The sequence below is a fragment of the Njordella calcicola genome, assembly GCF_056494125.1.
This window is the reverse complement of sequence record NZ_CM151396.1, coordinates 6,685,811-6,703,943: the sequence shown is the minus strand read 5'-3', so window position 1 is coordinate 6,703,943 and position 18,133 is coordinate 6,685,811. Positions and strand designations below refer to the sequence as shown.

Here is an 18,133-nt window from a genome sequence, read left to right as displayed (position 1 = left end):
AGCTGAAATTGTGATTTTAGATTCCTTTGACACTTATTTCATATCTCCGATCCAGCGGTCGGATAGTACGATGACACTAGACAAGAGTTTGAAAGTAAAAGCGGGTGCTATTAAGTCTCGCAACGTGATGACGCGCGTTGAACGCGTCCAAAGACTAAAGGATTTGGACAAGTGGAACGATGAGATGAGTGTCGTCGGCATGGCCAAAGTCCGTGTTCCCAAGATCTCTTTGAAGAAGAAGAAGAAGGTCAAGAAGGAAGACGAAGCGGACGACAAGAAGAAAAAGAAGAAGTAGTTGGCTGGTTGCTCCCCTCGGGCCGCAACCGCAATTACTCAACACAGCACTTAGAAACGGCTCCTCGCGAGCCGTTTTTTTATGCCCTCTTCGCAAAAAGTGCCTGGCACCTTTCGTGGTTTTCGTTCGTAGTCCCGGCTTTAGCCCAATACCGCTAAGTTAGCAGGCGAATGGTTTCTGGGAAAGTGTGCGTTGGAGGCGGCAAATTACAGTGTTCGTCGCGTTTTTTGGGCCATTTGCTTTGTGTGCGTTTTATCACTCGTGGATTGAGGCGGTTGCGACGTGGTTCAACTACCTCAAGGCTGATCTGCAAGACCATGTTGCTGTACCATGGCTGGAACAACTTTTGCGAACGCGGAGCTTCTACCAAACACATTCGCAGTACCTTGATCGCACCTGTAAATGATATCCGACGCGGCGACACTCCAGCTTGGACTGCCGCCTCAAGTGCTAACTTGCGAATCACGAAATGTGCTATCAGTAAACCATTGATTTCCTGCACCACCCCGGCCGGACTATGGCTGCGGAGTTTTGGGGAATTGCGAAGATGAGTCTTAGCCTCATCAATAGCAATCTCCTCTTCCCAACGCTCGTGATATAGAACTATCAGTGCCTGGGCTGGGTGCTCATGCTCATCAAGCAGTGTTGTCAGCAAACGATGCGTCTGGCCATGGCCAGTACGCTGAGGGTCATCCAATTTGTATTCGATCACGCGAACGCTTTGGCCGTTACGATCATGGCGCCGGTCATACTCGTTGGCATAGATCTTTGACAGAAACGTTCCGTCGGAAAGCACCTGCATAATTTTGAAACAACGGTTCATTTTCGAACGCCCCAGGAAGTCCGACTTCTGATCAATGACCTGGTTCATTAGTTGGTACGAACAAAAGCCAATGTCGAACAAAAGTAGACTTTTCTCTGGCAATTTTCGATAAACGTGTTTCGCCATGGTCGCTTCGCCACATCGCATTGGCTTAATAAGAAAGTTGATAAAGACGTGCGAGCCCACTTCGCAAAGTGCGATGATCCTGGCTTGTGGAAACGCACCGAAGTCTGTTCCATTTTTGGGCCTTCCGAAAGCACGGCGATTGGCATCACTGTCAGGAAGGTTCAATACAAATCCATCGACCGCCACGAGCCTACGACCTGCGTAAAAGGAATCAGGTGTCTGGCTATCACATAGGCAGTGAACCAACTTCTGGTAGACAAATGCCAAGATTGCAACGCCCAGCCGCCCTCGGGCTTGAGTCAGGGCGCTGGATGAGGGCATGAGCCCAATGGAGAATCGGTGCAACCAGCGAAACACGTGTGTGTAGCAATCGTCGCCATATAGCCACAAGGCGATCGTAAACCAAACCATCATGTCAGCCGGGCACTTTCGACTGCTTCGTTTTTCGAGCTTGCGACGGCGTACTTCGGCTTTCAGCATGCAACTGCGAACAGTCCTCTTGAGGCAAGTAATTCGCTCATGTGAAATTAACTTGTCTTGCTTTGATTGAGAGATCGTGCGAACATGAGTCATGGCAGCTTCCTTGCTTGGTGATGAAATTCAACACCTCCGATCCTCGCAGGAAGCCTGCCTTTTTGGAATACTAACTTAGCGGTATTGGGCTTTAGCCGGAAGGGCGCCTGGCACCTATCAAGGCGCCTGGCACCTATCAAGGCCTTCAGTCCAAATGTCGTTTAACCGCGTGCCCAGCGGGCCGCGTCAACTCTGCCGAAAATCCCCAAGCGCGCTTGGCACTTTTCAGTGGAGCTTAAGAAGAGTCCAACGAATGAAGGGAGACCTCGAATCTCGCAACTGCATTCATCGTCTGCTGCAATTCGTTGTGCTCCAAAAAGCGCCTATTGACGCTGCTTCAAATTGGGCAAAACAGTTTTGATTAGCACCTTCTCACGCCGGCTGGGAGTTCGCCTTTCTCGATTTTCCTCAGTTTCGGTATTTGGATATCGTGATTCGCTGCCGCGGTTTCGCTTTCGTAGCCAAAGATAGGCATGCTTGATAGTCTTGCAACAAATCGCCCATAATAACGAGCCGTTTTGCAGCCCATCAGAACTACTTTCTTCAGTTCCGTGCCACTTCCGCAGCAAACCTGTTGCCAAAAGGCCTTTCCCTTTTCGGACAAATCGGTTTGAGTCGAGTTAGCTGGCCAAGGTTGCCAAAATCTATCGACTGACGGAAGGCGTCTGTCTCTCCAGTTCCAATGGTTGAGAATTGGACCATCAATCTCTCCGTAGTGTGCCAACATGATGAACGTGGAAGCTTGCCGAACAGCTTCCCAGAAGTCATCTGTCCCTTTACTCCACTGGCATCGCTGATAATGAATAGCGTACTCACCACTTCTGACTTGAGTTATAACGGAACGGTAAGCGGTTGCTCCACCTGCTCCGCTATAAAAATCATCGGCGAAGTGTCTTGCTGTCCCCACGAATGAAGCAGCGTCTTCGCCCTGTCCAGGTATTAGGATTGCTGCAGCGAGTCCGCGTTTGATTTCTGGCGCTACGGGAGTTGACGCTTGGGATAGAAAACGAAATGTTCTGCCCCCAGGGTCGATTCGTCCATCAGGTTTTTTAAAGCCTATATGCACTTGGCACAACACGATCGCAGCAAGCGTGCTCGAATTGACTTGCCCGTTGACTAATAGAAGCGGCTTGAGCCCTATAGTACTTGCCCGAGCATTGAGAAGTTGTTGAACGATAGTAACATCGGAGTTAATGTTCCTCCCACCCTCTCCAACGCTTGCAGTGAGTTGGCTCATAATCGTACTCGTAAAGTGGTCGTCAGAAGCGAACGGGGAACAAGACGTTCCTCCCTAGATTTCAAATTGCCATTCGATTACCAAACGTGACCACAAAGCGAAGAAATTGTGCTCCAAAAAGTGCCCTGGCACCTTTCCCGGCCACCGACCTTTGCACCGATCGTTTCTGGTATAATGTTGGCTTTCTCACATCGAGTCTGCGGAACAGGTTTGACCCATGAACAAGTTACTGGTTGCAACCGTGTTGGTTTTTGCCTTTGTATGGATGGCGAGCGGCAGCTCTTGCTCGGCCGTCTTGCTCGCAGCCGACGGTGACAAACCCCGAATCTTTGTGCTTACCGACATCGAGAATGAACCTGACGATGCAATGTCGATGGTTCGTTTTCTGACCTATGCCAATCATTTCGAAATCGAAGGTCTAGCAGCGACCACATCGGTGCACCAAAAGGCAAGGGTCGCACCGGACCGCATCCGACAGATCGTCAAAGCATATGGCGAAGTCCGCGACAACCTTGAAAAGCACGAGTCAGGGTTCCCTACTGCCGCCCAGTTGCTTGATCTGGTTACCCAAGGGAATCCGGTCTATGGTATGAGCGGGGTCGGCCAGGAGCAGGACTCACCCGCTTCCGAAATGCTAATCAAGGCGGTGGATACCGACGATCCGCGACCGTTGTGGGTCACGGCTTGGGGCGGTCCGAATGTCTTGGCGCAAGCGTTATGGAAAGTTCGCGAGACGCGTTCGGCAGAAGCGCTCAATCAGTTCGTTAGCAAATTAAGGGTTTATACAATTTCTGACCAGGACGACAGCGGCCCCTGGATGCGGGAACAATTCCCTGGGCTATTTTATGTCGCGAGTCCGGGTTATTATCCGGGTGGCGCTTACCACCATGCGACCTGGAGTGGAATTAGTGGCGATTACTTTCACGGTCGTTTCTCCGGTGCCGACTTCAGCTTAGTCACCAACGAATGGCTTGATAAAAACATTCGACGCAAAGGACCGCTTGGAAAAGAGTATCCTCACTGGGAATATCTGATGGAAGGCGACACGCCTTCGTTCATGAATCTCATCAACAACGGACTGAGCCATCCGGAACACCCCGACTGGGGCGGTTGGGGTGGGCGGTACGAAAACTACACGCCGCCGTTAAAGAAGTGGTTCTTCCAACCCGAGTTGCGACCGTTTTGGGCCGACGCTCAGGATGAAGTCATGGGGGTTGATGGACGTTGGCACACCAGCAACCATGCCACCATCTGGCGTTGGCGCGAAGCCTATCAGAACGATTTCTCTGCACGCATGGATTGGACGATCAAGCCGTACGAAGAAGCCAATCATCCACCTGAACCAAGACTTGGGCACGCCGATCGTCTGACCGCAAGAAAGGGAGAGTCCGTATCGCTGAGCGCCGAGGGAACTCGGGACCCGGATGGGGATGCGGTGTCGTACCTCTGGTACTGTTATGGCGAGGCGGGGAGCTTTCTTTCCACCAGCGGTACGACCGGCCAGCCCCTTGTGATTCAGAATTTTGACCAGCCACAAGCGTCGTTCATTGTCCCCGCCCGCACAGTCATGCCACCAGGCATCGGCACGATCCACGTAATTCTTTCCGTAACCGACCATGGCACGCCGCGACTGACGCGTTACCGCCGAGTGATCGTGGATGTCATCGAGTAGTTTGCACCAATCGCTCCTAACAGGAATCCCCTAACTGCTGTCGCAATCGCTTCAGCAATCGGCTGCGAATCTGCCGTACGTTGGCAGGTTGTGTTTCGAACTCTGTGGCCACCACCGCTGTCGGTATTTGATCGAAAATCAAGCGTTGAAAAATCGCCCAGGTCTTTTCTTCAACCTCCATACGTACCTGCTGCATCGCTCGAGCGACCAGTTTCTCGTGTTCCAGTGCCGTGGTGGGTTCGACATCCAATTCCTCCAGGTCTGCTACATCATGGATTTCTTGCAATGCCGTGCTGCCACCGACGGCTTGTGGACGCAAACCATCCCGACGCCATTGATCCAAGATCTTGTTCCGCGTGATCGTCCATAACCAATTGCGAAACGAGCCTTCGCGCTTCTTCGGAACATAATCCTGCAAGTACTTCAGCACCGACGCAAATACTTCTTGAACGCAATCGGCGGTTTGATGCGAGTCCAGCTTGGAAAGTTGACACCAAGACGCAATCAAAGGTCCATACAAATCAACGATGCTTTCCCACGCCTGCGAATCGCGAAGCCTGGCTCGCGATAACAAGCTTGGATTGGTGCTTTGCAGAGACATTTTGGAACTTTCCGAAGTCGTGTCACACTCAAAACGTTTTTAACTATAGCTCGATCGTTTCGCATCGGAAACAATGGGAATCCAACTTTTTATTTAGGTGCATCATGCCAATCGACCAATGCCTCGCAAAAGACGAATTGAAAAGCTATCTGCAAGGTTGGACCGATCCCAACGATGCGCAGCAAATCGAAGCTCACCTGCAAGCCTGCGTCGCTTGCGAGGAAACGTTATCCAATCTCGAACGCGAACCGGACACACTGGCCGAATTTTTGCGTAACACCGAAGGCCATTTGAATGATCTGCAACAAGCCAACGATCAACTACTGGACTATGCTCTGGCCAAAGCAAAATCCTTGCCCAACGATGCTCCACTGCATCGCGATGTCAAAGACGCGTCGCAGCCAAACTTACTGCCGCTAAACATTGGCCCATATCAGTTGCTTTCTGCTCTGGGACGCGGAGGTATGGGAGCGGTTTATCTGGCCAAACATCAAGAACTGAATAAACAAGTCGCGATCAAGATCCTGCCAGCCAACAAATTTCACGATGCCAGCTCGCAAGCAAGATTTCAACGCGAGTTTCGCGCCGTCGGCCAACTGAATCATCCCGCGATTGTCAGTGCCACCGATGCTGGCGAGATCAACGGCGTTCACTTTTTAGCGATGGAATATGTCGAAGGTCTTGATCTCAGCAAACTGGCTCGGGCAATTGGCCCGCTATCGATTGCCGATGCTTGCATGATTGTGCATCAAGCCGCCTTGGGTTTGTCGTATGCCCATGCTCAAGGAGTCGTTCATCGCGACATCAAGCCATCGAACATCATGTTGCGCTGCGACGGTGTCGTGAAGCTGCTGGATTTTGGACTGGCCCAAACCAATTTCTGGGATGAAGCGACAGCGGAGATCACTACCGTTGGACAACTGATGGGGACACTCGACTATATGGCTCCCGAACAAGCCGAAAAGCCAGAGCTGGTTGACCATCGCGCCGACATCTATTCGCTGGGAGCAACGTTGTTTCGATTACTGACCGGTCGTCCGCCATTGGTGGCCACTCCAAACCTATCACCGCTGGCAAAACTGCGATTGATAGCCAGCACCGACGCGCCGAACTTAAAGATGTTTCGCAGCGATGCACCGCTCGCGTTATGCCACCTGTTGCATCAAATCTTAGATAGATCGGCCGACAATCGCCCCAGCAGTGCAGCACATGTGGCTGAGTTACTTGAGCCGTTTACGCAAGGTGCTGATCTGGCGAAGTTGATCGGAGACGCGCAGCAATTGGTCGTTGACCACGAACTCGATGAAAGTGTCCTGCCGCTTGGAGTTTCACGAGGCGTACAAGCAGCCGCTGGCAATCGAGGTTCGAATTCCAATCGCGTTTGGAAATGGATCGCGGCAGCGTGTTTGCCATTGTTTATCTTAGCTGGCGTCTTGATCACGATTGAGACTCAAAAAGGGCAGTTGATTATCGAATCGACCGATGCCAACGTCCGCGTGAACATTCGCCAAGACGGGCAAGTGCAAGAATCCATTCAGATTGTTCCAGGGACCAACATCACAAAGCTGTACGCTGGCAAATACGAAGTCGAAATCGACGGTACTGCAGAACGGTATAGTCTGGATAAGCAATCCATCACGTTAGAGCGCGGCCAAGTGGCGATTGCAAAGATAACTTTGGCTCCATCGGAACCAACTTCTGCGCCGCTAACGCCGGATGAAAAAGTCTTGCCTAGCAGCGGTCCACTTTATCGAGGCAAGACGTTGAGCGAATGGATGACACATTTTCAATTAGAACGCGATCCGGCCGAGTTAGGAGTGGCATTTAATGCGATCACAAGTTTAGCCGAAGGAGAACAAGAGGAATTGGCGGTTGAGTTTCTGGTCGGTAGAGCGAAAGCAAATCCTAATCTGAAGTACCTTGACGATAACGGAAAGGTCATGCCGACATTGGCAAACAGTGTTATCAATTGGCGTACGTCAACCGCCCGCACACCTAAAGATGCTGTGCAGTTTGTTTTGGATCAACTGAAAGCAGAGGACTCGGAGTGGTCTTTGAAAGTGCTTCGTATGGCATCCTCTAGGCTTGCCAAGGCAGACGAACAAACCATGAAGCCATTAACTGACTGGTGTGTGAACGCTCTCAGCAAGGAAGGGGCAACTCAAGAGATGTATGACGCTACTGCAAACTGCCTCTATAAATTGCTAGCCTTGCGCAATGGCGTGGGAGAGAGTAAAAACATCGTTGCAGCAATTAAAACAGGCATCGAGTTAAACCGCTTTCAATGGAACAACTACGCGTTCGACCTATTAGCGAGTAAGAACCCGGCGGCCGTCGAATTGCTGGAGTGGTCCGCGACAAGAACCCTTGAAACGCAAGGTGCTAGCGATAGTCAAATTGCCTCAGCCGTCCTCGTCTTGTTGCACACCAATGGTGCGATTGCTAATGACCAAGCTGGTGGAAGGTCTGATGCGGAACGGGTTTTTAATCGTGCCGGCGCGAAACCGATGATTGTCACTGTTTCGCTGAAGCAATCGCTAATTGCGCAAATAAATCGGCTCGCAGAAAACCCTGAGACGATTGAACCCTACGTGAAATCGAACTTCGGAGTGGTGGCTAATTCCTGGTCCGAATACCTTAGACTTCAGGGACTGGGGGCTGCCTTCCCAAGGATGGTGCCTGCTTCATGGTCGTGGAGTGCAGTTAGTGCTGAGACGATCGACTGTGTACTACTCTCTAATCTTATCCAGCTTACAAAAATATTGAACATCAGCTCGGAAATACAATCAGAGATTCAGCGCGTTGCGCATGCAAATCACGAAACTGCCATCAGGATTACGAGCGAAGTATTTCCAGTTGGATTTGAAACGGAGACGTTGCGGCAAAATATGGGCACCAAAGAAGTTTTTAAAGATTTCGACTTCCACTTCTCCTCTAATCCTGAAGCTCGCACGCGATCCGTCAATGGACTGATTGCCAGTTTAAATTATTGGGCCGCCGTCGAAGCGTTAGAAGTAGAAGCACAAGACGCAGAACTGACGAGCTACCTGCGCGAGTTATGCTCGATCTGGACGCTGCGACTGTTTCAGACGTATGACAAGAATAATGATTCAGTTCTAGATGGAGAAGAACTGAAGTCTTACAACGGTTTGCCCGAGCTGAAGAAAACGTTGACCAGCGGTTCCTATACAAAGGATTCCGATCTTCTCGAGAACACGCTCTTTGATTACTACTACCGAGCAATTAAAGAACGCTTGAAGCGATAACACTTTTCGACCTTCATCCACTATGCCACGGGCAGCCCAAGATCCATGGCAGCTAAGCGTCGGCGGTAGTGGATCTTGTTAAAGGTCCTGTCTGTTCTTCAAATCAAGATCATTTGCTGCTCTTTCGGTGCAAACAATCGTGAACACTTCATCCACACCGCAGCACTCCCTTGATCACGACCTGGCGAGCGATGTAAACTTCTCTTCTGCTTGAGCGTGCCATCCGATGGGCGGAGTCGCCCCAGGTTGGCTCGCCCGACATAAGTGTTTCATTTGAGGCTAGCCATAAGCCCCTTTCTCAGACGGGTTGTCATCTGAATCAAATAATCCTACGAAGATGACAGAGTAAAGTTACGCTGATAGAATGTGGGCGTCGCCAAAACGGAGGATAGAACGAACATGTTAGCCAATAATTCACATTCCGTCATCGAGCGGGCCAAGGAAATATACCACGCAATTCGTGCGGACTTAGAAGCCGAACATGCAGGTAGTTTTGTTGCAATCGAGCCCATTTCCCGTGAAGTTTTCATTGCAAAAACGTTCGATGGTGCGGTAGATGCCGCAAGAGGAGCGTATCCCGACCGAGTATCTCATACAATCCGTATCGGACACAAGGGAGCCTTTCATATTGGGTTGATGACATGATAAAGGGCGTTGTCGACGATCAGTCACGGGCTTTGGTTGCTGTGCGGATTGGCAAACGCGGTAAAAGACCTGATTTCGAAGTCAAATTATGGGTTGATACCGCGTTCACGGGTAGTTTGGTAATTCCGCTACGATTCTGTAAGTCTGTTGGATTGTCTGTTGAGTCGACGGCAGAGGCCATACTTGCGGATGGCAATACAGGCTCGATCAGCACAAATTGATTGTGGATTATGCGAAAGGGACCGTTGAGATCGAATAATCGCAATCGGATTGAGGAGCGGAGCAATCTTTGCGTCCGAAGCTGTTAGAACTGGATGTAAACTTCCCTTCCGGTTGGGCAAGCCAACCGGGGAGGTTCGACACGGGCGAACGATTCGCTGTGCTAACCACAAAACTCTGGCTCCTGCTGGCAAGCCAGCAAGGGCGCCTGCCAAATGCAAAACGCCCATTCCGATTCAGCGACCTGCCCGGAGCGGAGTCGCCCCATGTCGGCTCGCTCGACATGAGCGTTAGTTTTGAGGTTAGCTAACGAATTTAATAAACCTTGAGAACCGCTCCCCTAGCCGGCTCGCCCGGCAGGAAGCGAAGTTTCATGTCAAGATCTTCCAATCCCAACATTGTTCAACGACGCGGGGCTTGCTAAAAGTCCTAATGAGGGTTGAAAAAACTTGCCAAAGACGAATGGTTGGTTGCGTCGTCTGCCAACTACCGCCGCTGTTGTACCTTGACATGGGGATTAAGCTAATTCACAATGATATAGCGAAACCGTTCAAACCATTAGGCGTTGATACGTTCAGAGTGGCGCGCAGCATTACGGCCTCCTCATTGCAAAGAATTAAATCATGAAGGCCAAGGATGGACTTACCGTTTTGTTGCTATGTTGCATGTTGCTTTTGCCTGTTGCAAGTGCAGTCGTCAGTGCGGTAGAACCTACTCGCGAGATCGAATTGGATTCGCCAGAATGGATTTCTACAAGGGCGTTCATTGAGGGAAAGTGGGACGCGTTTCGCACATCGGTGAAGACTGCCGTTCTTACGTATGAGGTCGTCGAAAGCAGCGTGAAGGTTCCTCGCGAGACCGCTAGGCAGTTACTCCAATCCATTGACAGTAAGCAGATTAAGCAGACAGGCTTGTCGATTCATCTAGCAGCATTTGCGCCGACTCCCAAAAAGGGCGTTTACTTTGATTGGGATTCGAAACGTTCAATCGTGCAGGACGGAGTAAGGTTTAAGTTAGAGGTGCTGCATTCCGAGTTCGCTTCTTCTTTTTTAAGAGATAAAGGTTCGGATGTCATCGTCGATTATCTTAAGGCCACTGGGCAGGCAACGATACAGACAGGCACAAGCAGCATGATAGTTGCGGCAACCGCCGCGGACTTTACTATTGTTCCTGAGAGTCTTAAGGGCGCTTCGCAAGTATTTCTAGACGGTGACTCCAAGTTAGTAGTCAGATGCGGGCCTATTGATTCCAATCCTTGCACACAGTTACGAATTGACAGGGAGTACGGCGTCGTAGAAGCATTGCAGCATTTCAACAAAGCAGGCGAACTGGATTTCGAGATTCATGCTGCCGAGTTCGAATCGTCCAGCGATGACGTGTATTTTCCTCGAATATACTGGACGGCAGACTATGACCAAGGGCTGACATCGAACGTCAAAGTTTGCATTTTTGACCAGATCGAACTCAATAAGCCCCTAAACGAGGCGAGCTTTACTGTTTCAGTGCCGAAGGGGACGGTCATAGTTGACCTTAGAAGCTACCCGATTAGGCGTGAAATTGCACATCGTGACGTTGATGACGTAGCGAGCTACTATGATCTCGAAACGGAAGGTCAGTAAGCTTGCCACACAACGTGTGACTTTCTTCACATCGCTCACATCCGCCGACAACGGTAGAAAGCAATCGTATGAAAAACAACTTCGGTGCAGCGCCTTGTTGGTCAATCGTTGGATAGAGTGAGCTCAATACTCCGATTACCGCCGCAGTTCAGTATCCTTGTCTTTCCGGGTACCAGTGTGGTGCGAATTTCTAACGCATCAGAACGAACTATTTCTGTTGTAGGGTCCTCTGTTCCAACCGCCACGCCAAGTTCAAATCGTGCTGCAAGTTTGCACAGACCGTTTTCCAGGCTTATCAAGGTTCCGTCAATTCGAGTTCCAAATGGAATGGTGTCCGCGTCGGTAACGTCAAGCCTACCGCCGGAAAAAAAATTCATCTTGCCATCGTCCCCAAGTGCAAGGGTTTGGTCGATAAGAACTTTCTTCGATTCGCCTTGCTCAACAAACTTAACGGTCAAATATTTCTGACCAGTTGCCAGAATTTCTTGAGCAATGATTCCCACAGTTGCCGCAAAAATGAAAAGCCCAAACATTAGAATCTTTTGCATCGTAAACACTCTATTGCGATAAAGCGGCATGGAAGAATATTGTTTTAACCCCGGCAAAGTCGCGCTGCCTTTCGAGATTCCGCTTCGCAGCGGAAATTCTGAACCAGTTAGAGTTAAGCTCAATCTTGTCCGCTGTGGCTGAAGTTATTCAGAGCGATCGGCTGCTTTGCGGTTCTGGTCAATCGTCAATAATAGGATCACATCCTTTTGTAGCGACTCATTTGCAAACAACTTCGTAACGTCGACAAGGACAGTATTACCAAGTGTGTTGGAGCCAACGAATTCGACGAATCGTCCTGGCTGAGCGCTCGGGCCATTCACTTCGGGCTGGAGCGTGTGAAAGAACACTGTGGCTGTGAAGCCATCGTCGGTAAGATTGGGCTGCACTTCTAGCCGATATTCGCAGCCGTCTGTTGTGGCAGTAATTGCACCACTTGCTCCCCACGATACAGTCATCGAAGGTGAGAAGAAGCATTCTGCAACCCCATTAGTCTCAAGTGTTGAAACGAATGAGCGGAAACTGTCTGCGTGCGTTTTAGAAATTGACCTGGGACTTGATTCGTCGGTGGATTCCCATTGAACGCCAAGCTGTCGAAGTTTGTGGAGGTCTAATTCAATAAGTTCAAACTTGCAGATCGCTCGCTGACGAGTTGATGCGACCGCTGCCGCTTCGCGGGGCAGTTCTTGTCCGTGCAAAGTCAATGCAGTGAAGACGATTAATACAAGAATGGTAGTAGCAACGCGATTCATAGCCGAATGCTCTGCAGATCGAGATTTATATGAGCGATTTGTTTAGAGGATAGAGATTGCGTGCGGGTGAGGCAATCCCATTCATACTACGGACTCCTATCCTCGGAAGAACGCCTGTTGGAAGCTGGTAGTCGTCTGACGCATGACAACTAAGTTGCCCTTCTATTGTGCGTCAAGGAGCAACCATCGGCTCGGCATCGCGGAGCGGTGGAAACCGATTTAGAATATGCTCTAGACGATCGGTCCGACGATTATAAAGCCAACTCCCAACAAACACGGAGGTTGCGATGAGTCCCATGCAGATAACTAATGTCAAGATGCTCTTGGAAATTGCCTTCGGTGGGCTTTTGGGTGCCGAGTAAGGATTTTGAGTTGGTGATTGATTTTCGGGGGAAGAAGTGGTCATAAGGTTTCCATGCCTTAGTGCGAATGCCGAGTAGACTGGAACACTGGCAACGTAAGATGCGAATCAACAATGCTGTAAACCTTGAAGCCGTTGTCAGGACGCTGAAGGTTTGCGCGTTTAGCTTAATCGCTTGGGTCGGCATTTTGATTGTCATTACTAGTTTAACGTATTTCCCTCCAAGATTCACTGAGGGATTTTTGGCAGGTCGACAAGATTACTTTTTGGGCTGGTATGCGATCGCGTTTTACGGCCACATAATCTCTGCTCCAGCGGTTCTGTTTTTGGGATTAGCTCAATTCATAGCATTCATACGATCCCGATATCCCCAAATCCATCGGATCCTTGGCAGGTTGTATGTCGGAATCGCATTGTTTCTTGCGCTGCCCAGCGGGCTGGCAATGGCAATAAAGACCGACAGCAGCACAACGGCCATGGTCGCTTTCATCATGCTTGGTACGCTAGCCGTTTGGACAACGTCACGCGGTGCGATGGATGCTCGTCAAGGAGATTTTGCTTCACATCGACGCTGGATGACCCGTAGTTTCATACTGATGAGTTCAGCAGTCGTGCTGCGTGTTTTGGCAGAGACGACGATTTACTTTAGACTGGAATCGATCCTGACTTATGGCTTGCTGGCTTGGCTGTCTTGGTTGCCAGCGATTGTGACCTATGAAGTCTGGCAATTCTTCCGAATCGGCCAATATTCAGCTAACAAGTGACCAAGAATACCTGGCACCTATTGGCTTGTCCCGTGAAGTTTTCATTGCAAAAACGTTCGATGGTGCGGTAGATGCCGCAAGAGGAGCGTATCCCGACCGAGTGTCTCACACAATCCGTATCGGACACAAGGGAGCCTTCCATATTGGCCTGATGAAATGATAAAGGGCGTTGTCGACGATCAGTCACGGGCTTTGGTTGCTGTGCGGATTGGCAAACGTGGTAAAAGACCTGATTTCGAAGTCAAATTATGGGTTGATACCGCGTCCACGGGTAGTTTGGTAATTCCGCTACGATTCTGTAAGTCTGTTGGATTGTCTGTTGAGTCGACGGCAGAGGCCATACTTGCGGATGGCAATACAGTGCTCGATCAGCACAAATTGATTGTGGATTATGCGAAAGGGACCGTTGAGATCGAATAATCGCAATCGGATTGAGGAGCGGAGCAATCTTTGCGTCCGAAGCTGTTAGAACTGGATGTAAACTTCCCTTCCGGTTGGGCAAGCCAACCGGGGAGGCAGATACGTGGGGGGCGATTCGCTGTGCTAACCACAAAACTCTGGCTCCTGCTGGCAAGCCAGCAGGGGGCCTGCCAAATGCAAAACGCCCATTCCGATTCAGCGACCTGCCAGGAGCGGAGTCGCCCCATGTCGGCTCGCCCGACATGAGCGTTAGTTTTGAGGTTAGCTAACGAATTTAATAAACCTTGAGAACCGCTCCACTAGCCGGCTCGCCCGGCAGGAAGCGAAGTTTCATATCGCAATCTTCCAACCCAACATCGTTCAAGGAATCGCAATCAATTCCAAACGCACTTCCAATGCGAGCGCTGCCGCTGCGCCGGGAAATTGGCCCCCTTCTCGATGGCCTTGTCTTGCCTACTTATTCCGTCATGCCAAGCCACATTTTGAGCCCTGCTTCGATCTTGAGCATTTCTGCTGGCGTTAGTTGCCCGAGCATTCGAATCATTTTGACGGTTGGTATAGTAATAACATTCTGAACGTCAAATGCGCCAGTTTTCAGGAACCGCGATGCAATTGCGATCTCAAATCTTGAATTACGCGTGCTGGTAGTATGTGGAATCACGGTCGCCAGTACGCGATCATTCGCGTCCGTGGATGGAATGCTTACCACCAGACATGGCCGAACTTTGGCTACCATTCCAAGATCGACAAGCCAAACTTCTCCTCTATTCGGAGTGTGTGCTGCCATATTCTTCGTTATCCAGCGACAACAATAGATCGTCTGCTATTCCGCTAAGCTCATCATCTGCCAGAGGCGTCGCTGGTAGTTCGCCAGCGCGACTAAGAAGCGAGACGACAACAAAATGCTTCTCACTAGGATCAAGTTGGTCAAAAGATTCAAAGATTTTATTCGCGGTCTCAGACATTGTTTCTCTCCACCACTACTGTACCGATAATCGACGCAAAGGCTAGGAGGTTGCAATCGCTGGGTTCACCCGATAGCAATAGCAAATCTTTTACCGAATAAAGCATATCGAAGGTTCGGGATATGGTTGCCATGCGATTCAAAACTCCCGATTCGAAGTCGTGATTTTGGATCGCACGAAAAAGCCACTACCACATTCTTCGAACCCCAAAACCAACGGATTTTCTAAACTTCTCCATTGTCGCACCAAGCCTCGGTAAAGCAATACTATAGGCTACATCTTCGCTGCCAATTTTCATAAGCACTCTATTCACACCTCAGCACTACTGCGATTTCGACCTGACGCAGCGATGTAAACTTCCCTCCCGGTTGGGCAAGCCAACCGGGGAGGTTGGAAACGGGGGGCGAATCGCTGTGCTAACCACAAAACTCTGGCTCCTGCTGGCAAGCCAGCAGGGGGCCTGCTAGATGGAAAAGGTCGTTGCCAGTTGGGCGAGCCCGCCAAGGGGCCCACTAAATGGAAAACGCCCTATCTGGTTGAGCGATTCGTTTCGGATGAAGTCTTTGATGCGAGATCGAGATCAGCGCTGAGAGGAGCAGTATTGTAGAGTTCGCGAATCGTGGCTTTCGGCTATTATTTAAGTGGAACCTATGAATGCATCAAGGTTGGGCGAAAAGTGCCGGGCGCACATATCTGCGCAACGAAAAAGGCCAGTGGTTTTAGCACTGGCCCTTATGAAAAGTGGCAGGATGAGCCGTTTCGCTTAGCGAGATTGGCTTAGTCCAAGAAGCCTACAAGCTCTTGTGATCGCGATGGCTGCTGAAGCTTGCGGACTGCTTTGGCTTCAATCTGACGAATACGCTCGCGAGTCACTTTGAAAATGTGACCCACTTCTTCCAGCGTGTAGCTGTACCCATCACCTAGACCATAACGCAGTTTAATAATCTCGCGTTCACGATAGCTGAGCGACTTGAGTACGCGATCAATCTTACCGCGTAACATCTCGTTGGCGGCGTTGACCGCTGGGCTTTCTGCTGTGCCGTCAGGCAACAAGTCGCCGAACTGGCTGTCTTCGCTGTTGCCAACCGGTCGATCCAACGAGATTGGATAGCGACTCATGGCAAGCACGCGACGAGCTTCTTCGATCGTGGTTTCCGCGCGACGAGCGGTTTCTTCCAGCGTGGGTTCACGGCCAAGCTCTTGCAGCAATTGCCGCGAAACGTTTCGGACGCGGGACATGGTTTCGACCATGTGCACGGGAATACGAATGGTTCGGCTTTGGTCTGCCACAGCACGCGTGATCGCTTGGCGAATCCACCAAGTCGCATACGTACAAAATTTGAACCCACGGCGGTATTCGAACTTATCGACCGCTCGCATCAAGCCAGCATTGCCCTCTTGGATTAGGTCCAGGAAGCTCAAGCCTCGGTTGCGATACTTCTTGGCGATCGAGACCACCAAACGAAGATTGCCTTCACTAAGTTGCTTCTTGGCACGTTGGTATTGCGTGTAGACACGTTTCACCATGAACACGCGATTGCGTAAGCTGGTTGGCGTTTCTTGTGTCGCGACCAGGATACTGCGATATTCGTGTTGCAGTTGGATGATCTGCGAAGGCGCAACTTGCGTGCTGCTGTACTGAGCCAGCGTACGAGTGATCTCGTCCAAGCGTCGGCTGAATCGCTCGAGCGTCGCGATCTCTTTTTCAATGCGCTGCGTGCGCAAACCCAGTTCCTCGATCAATCGCACAACTTTGCGGCGGCGTCGAGCGAGCGAGCGCCACGCATCGGCACGCTTGGCCTTGCTGTTGGTCTTGCACAGCGCGTCGCGATAATCTCGGCGATTGCGTTTCAGCAAAATATCGATGGTCTTCAGGTTGTGCGGCAGGCGGCCGAGGATCTGATCCTTTTCCAATTTGTCAGTCACGGACACTTGGACAGTTCGATCAAAAGGCAATTCGCCCGTGGCGACACGTCGCAAAATCTTGTAAGCGATTTGGGTAACGTAGTCACACTCCAGCAGTTTGGTGCGGAAGCGGCGGCGGGTAACCTCAATCGTCTTGGCCAAACGAATTTCTTCGTGCCGGGTCAGCAAAGGGATCTCGCCCATTTGCGTCAGGTACATACGCACAGGGTCGTCGGACCACGTTTCGGCTTCTTCAATGCTCGCCAAAAGGTCATCATCGCTCTCGATGGGAGCTACGTCGTTGTTGCCTTCTAGTTCGGTAGCGACGGAGTCAGCGAGGTCCTCGCCATCTTCTTCCATCGACAGCTTGTCCAAACCATCCAGCGCGGACGAGCCTCGTGGTGAATCGTCGTCGAAGTCATCTAACAGAGCGTCAAACAAGGCAAACTCTCCTCAAGTCAAATAAAATTAGTTCAGCAGTATTGGTGTGTATTGGGTAGCGAGCAAAACGAAGGTATGTGCGGAGTTACGCAGGCTGTGGATCGATTGTTCTTACTAAAGCAATAGCTCGTTATCTCTGTTACGGCAACAAGTGGTTTAGTGGGAAGTTTCGAATCGTAAAACAAATACTTTCGGGGTGCGGTTATCCCAGTGTTCAATTGGTTGGATCGGTGGTTTTATCGCGAAGCAGCAGGTCGGCATCGCTGGGCGACAGAACCGGGCCCCCATCATAATTCCGGAAAGCTCGGCGAAGCGGAATCTGTTCAACAAACAAGAAAATTCCTTGCTTGCGTCGATAGCTTCTTCCAGAGCTGCCTCGGTCGACGGGCGGCTAGTCTTCAATCACGCGGCGATGTCTGTACGTTTCGTTGTGGTGGGAATCATTCGTCACTTGGTCAGATTGCTACAACATGCCGCAGCAGCCCTAGCAATCTGGTAGACCTTTCTCAACAGTGCAGCCTCCCAGTTGTCGGGACGCCCTTAGTCCGATAGGATCTTCATCGCTGTTTCTGCCCGGCCGCGAGCTGAGCAGTTGCGTTGAATCTCTCATCGTTCGATGGCGACAAGTCCAATTTAACGGTCTTGCTTGCGTGTGTTCGTAGTTTCCGCCGGGTACTTGCTTGCGATTTGAAAGAAATCCCACCGATTCGCAAATTACTGAATTCGGTCTATCTTTAAGGCCAAGTACAAAACGTTCGGATTCGAAACACGGGAGCAAAGGACCGATTCGGCAAAACAGCCAAACCGAAAGGCGGAGGGAGACGTTTAAATATCTCTTTGAGCGGTCGGATTTGGGGTTGCTTCTTCGGGCTTTTGACACGAGTGGTGCTGCGGTCACAATTC

At 50.6% G+C, this 18,133-nt stretch carries 16 protein-coding genes; 8 read left to right on the top strand and 8 right to left on the bottom strand.

All coding sequences use genetic code 11. The features are described from left to right. The first annotated feature begins 70 nt into the window (after positions 1–70). Positions 71–295 carry a small basic protein gene (locus SH302x_RS25895; protein WP_479365930.1) on the top strand — a complete coding sequence of 75 codons (225 nt, stop codon included), beginning with the start codon at positions 71–73 and terminating at the stop codon, positions 293–295. Between the two features lie 154 nt (positions 296–449). Here SH302x_RS25895 and SH302x_RS25890 read toward each other — a convergent pair whose 3' ends face one another. Together SH302x_RS25890 and SH302x_RS25885 are read right to left on the bottom strand one after the other, a co-directional pair. Further along, entirely contained in the window at positions 450–1,817 is a 1,368-nt protein-coding gene (locus SH302x_RS25890; RefSeq protein WP_479365928.1) for an IS4 family transposase, read from the bottom strand. A gap of 361 nt (positions 1,818–2,178) precedes the next feature. Beyond that, positions 2,179–3,054, bottom strand: coding sequence for a hypothetical protein (locus tag SH302x_RS25885; RefSeq protein WP_479365927.1), 876 nt, complete (start codon positions 3,052–3,054; stop codon positions 2,179–2,181). A gap of 265 nt (positions 3,055–3,319) precedes the next feature. On the opposite strand from SH302x_RS25885, the gene SH302x_RS25880 reads away from it, so the two are divergent. Beyond that, a complete protein-coding gene (locus SH302x_RS25880) occupies positions 3,320–4,726 on the top strand; it encodes a nucleoside hydrolase-like domain-containing protein (RefSeq protein ID WP_479369318.1) in 1,407 nt (468 codons plus the stop codon). A gap of 16 nt (positions 4,727–4,742) precedes the next feature. On the opposite strand, the gene SH302x_RS25875 is transcribed toward SH302x_RS25880, so the two are convergent. Next, positions 4,743–5,327: an RNA polymerase sigma factor gene (locus tag SH302x_RS25875; RefSeq protein ID WP_479365926.1), complete on the bottom strand. Its 585-nt coding sequence runs from the start codon at positions 5,325–5,327 to the stop codon at positions 4,743–4,745. 104 nt (positions 5,328–5,431) lie between these two features. On the opposite strand from SH302x_RS25875, the gene SH302x_RS25870 reads away from it, so the two are divergent. The 4 genes from SH302x_RS25870 (at position 5,432) to SH302x_RS25855 (ending at position 11,076) form a co-directional block, all read left to right on the top strand. Beyond that, positions 5,432–8,593, top strand: coding sequence for a serine/threonine protein kinase (locus SH302x_RS25870; protein ID WP_479365924.1), 3,162 nt, complete (start codon positions 5,432–5,434; stop codon positions 8,591–8,593). Between the two features lie 399 nt (positions 8,594–8,992). Beyond that, positions 8,993–9,238: a hypothetical protein gene (locus SH302x_RS25865; protein WP_479365922.1), complete on the top strand. Its 246-nt coding sequence runs from the start codon at positions 8,993–8,995 to the stop codon at positions 9,236–9,238. After that, complete coding sequence (locus tag SH302x_RS25860; protein WP_479365920.1) at positions 9,235–9,459, top strand: hypothetical protein; 225 nt, start codon at positions 9,235–9,237, stop codon at positions 9,457–9,459. The genes SH302x_RS25865 and SH302x_RS25860 overlap by 4 nt, the downstream gene beginning before the upstream one ends. Before the next feature lie 621 nt (positions 9,460–10,080). After that, positions 10,081–11,076, top strand: a complete 996-nt coding sequence (locus SH302x_RS25855) for a hypothetical protein (protein WP_479365918.1) — start codon at positions 10,081–10,083, stop codon at positions 11,074–11,076. Between the two features lie 101 nt (positions 11,077–11,177). Here the strand turns inward: SH302x_RS25855 and SH302x_RS25850 are convergent, their stop codons facing one another. Together SH302x_RS25850 and SH302x_RS25845 are read right to left on the bottom strand one after the other, a co-directional pair. Further along, positions 11,178–11,747: a hypothetical protein gene (locus SH302x_RS25850; RefSeq protein WP_479365916.1), complete on the bottom strand. Its 570-nt coding sequence runs from the start codon at positions 11,745–11,747 to the stop codon at positions 11,178–11,180. A gap of 21 nt (positions 11,748–11,768) precedes the next feature. Next, positions 11,769–12,374 carry a hypothetical protein gene (locus SH302x_RS25845; protein WP_479365914.1) on the bottom strand — a complete coding sequence of 202 codons (606 nt, stop codon included), beginning with the start codon at positions 12,372–12,374 and terminating at the stop codon, positions 11,769–11,771. Positions 12,375–12,836: 462 nt separating this feature from the next. Here SH302x_RS25845 and SH302x_RS25840 point away from each other — a divergent pair, with 462 nt between their 5' ends. Then, on the top strand, positions 12,837–13,499 hold the full coding sequence (locus tag SH302x_RS25840) for a DUF2306 domain-containing protein (RefSeq protein ID WP_479365913.1): 663 nt from the start codon (positions 12,837–12,839) through the stop codon (positions 13,497–13,499). Positions 13,500–13,655: 156 nt separating this feature from the next. After that, on the top strand, positions 13,656–13,919 hold the full coding sequence (locus SH302x_RS25835; RefSeq protein WP_479365911.1) for a hypothetical protein: 264 nt from the start codon (positions 13,656–13,658) through the stop codon (positions 13,917–13,919). A gap of 457 nt (positions 13,920–14,376) precedes the next feature. Here the strand turns inward: SH302x_RS25835 and SH302x_RS25830 are convergent, their stop codons facing one another. The 3 genes from SH302x_RS25830 to SH302x_RS25820 all read right to left on the bottom strand — a co-directional run bounded on the left by SH302x_RS25830 (position 14,377) and on the right by SH302x_RS25820 (position 17,230). Continuing rightward, entirely contained in the window at positions 14,377–14,706 is a 330-nt protein-coding gene (locus SH302x_RS25830; RefSeq protein ID WP_479365909.1) for a type II toxin-antitoxin system PemK/MazF family toxin, read from the bottom strand. Then, positions 14,684–14,884, bottom strand: coding sequence for a hypothetical protein (locus SH302x_RS25825; protein WP_479365908.1), 201 nt, complete (start codon positions 14,882–14,884; stop codon positions 14,684–14,686). The genes SH302x_RS25830 and SH302x_RS25825 overlap by 23 nt, the downstream gene beginning before the upstream one ends. Positions 14,885–15,661: 777 nt before the next feature. Further along, entirely contained in the window at positions 15,662–17,230 is a 1,569-nt protein-coding gene (locus SH302x_RS25820) for a sigma-70 family RNA polymerase sigma factor (RefSeq protein WP_479365907.1), read from the bottom strand. Between the last annotated feature and the right edge of the window lie 903 nt (positions 17,231–18,133).

Excerpts from the sequence above, each read along its gene's own strand:
- SH302x_RS25870 (WP_479365924.1), top strand. The coding sequence starts at position 5,432 with ATGCCAATCGACCAATGCCTCGCAAAAGACGAATTGAAAAGCTATCTG.
- SH302x_RS25875 (WP_479365926.1), bottom strand. The coding sequence starts at position 5,327 with ATGTCTCTGCAAAGCACCAATCCAAGCTTGTTATCGCGAGCCAGGCTT.
- SH302x_RS25895 (WP_479365930.1), top strand. The coding sequence starts at position 71 with ATGACACTAGACAAGAGTTTGAAAGTAAAAGCGGGTGCTATTAAGTCT.
- SH302x_RS25865 (WP_479365922.1), top strand. The coding sequence starts at position 8,993 with ATGTTAGCCAATAATTCACATTCCGTCATCGAGCGGGCCAAGGAAATA.
- SH302x_RS25855 (WP_479365918.1), top strand. The coding sequence starts at position 10,081 with ATGAAGGCCAAGGATGGACTTACCGTTTTGTTGCTATGTTGCATGTTG.
- SH302x_RS25825 (WP_479365908.1), bottom strand. The coding sequence starts at position 14,884 with ATGTCTGAGACCGCGAATAAAATCTTTGAATCTTTTGACCAACTTGAT.
- SH302x_RS25835 (WP_479365911.1), top strand. The coding sequence starts at position 13,656 with ATGATAAAGGGCGTTGTCGACGATCAGTCACGGGCTTTGGTTGCTGTG.
- SH302x_RS25860 (WP_479365920.1), top strand. The coding sequence starts at position 9,235 with ATGATAAAGGGCGTTGTCGACGATCAGTCACGGGCTTTGGTTGCTGTG.
- SH302x_RS25840 (WP_479365913.1), top strand. The coding sequence starts at position 12,837 with ATGCGAATCAACAATGCTGTAAACCTTGAAGCCGTTGTCAGGACGCTG.
- SH302x_RS25830 (WP_479365909.1), bottom strand. The coding sequence starts at position 14,706 with ATGGCAGCACACACTCCGAATAGAGGAGAAGTTTGGCTTGTCGATCTT.
- SH302x_RS25880 (WP_479369318.1), top strand. The coding sequence starts at position 3,320 with ATGGCGAGCGGCAGCTCTTGCTCGGCCGTCTTGCTCGCAGCCGACGGT.
- SH302x_RS25890 (WP_479365928.1), bottom strand. The coding sequence starts at position 1,817 with ATGACTCATGTTCGCACGATCTCTCAATCAAAGCAAGACAAGTTAATT.
- SH302x_RS25885 (WP_479365927.1), bottom strand. The coding sequence starts at position 3,054 with ATGAGCCAACTCACTGCAAGCGTTGGAGAGGGTGGGAGGAACATTAAC.
- SH302x_RS25845 (WP_479365914.1), bottom strand. The coding sequence starts at position 12,374 with ATGAATCGCGTTGCTACTACCATTCTTGTATTAATCGTCTTCACTGCA.